We start from the raw sequence: 236 nt of genomic DNA on the forward strand, positions 1-236 counted from the left end.
GTCGTCGAAAGCCTCGGCCCCGGCGTTGAAGGGCTGAAGGTCGGTGACCGCGTCGCCTATGTCACGACCGCCCCCGGCTCCTACAGCGAACGTCGGGTGATGCCGGCCGACCGTCTCGTGCCGCTTCCCGACGACATCAGCGATGATACGGCCGCAGCCCTCATGCTGAAGGGAATGACGGTGGAGCGCCTCCTCCACAAGACGGCAGTGGCAACGGCGGACGATACGATCCTCGT

The 236-nt window shown here is 66.1% G+C and carries 1 protein-coding gene; it reads left to right on the forward strand.

Translation table 11 applies throughout. The annotated features are described in order from the left end of the window. A partial coding sequence (locus tag CH341_RS35085) for an alcohol dehydrogenase catalytic domain-containing protein (protein ID WP_425376241.1) occupies nt 1-236 on the forward strand: 236 nt, incomplete at both ends.

It is taken from the genome of Rhodoplanes roseus, assembly GCF_003258865.1.
GTDB classification, from domain to species: Bacteria; Pseudomonadota; Alphaproteobacteria; order Rhizobiales; family Xanthobacteraceae; genus Rhodoplanes; species Rhodoplanes roseus.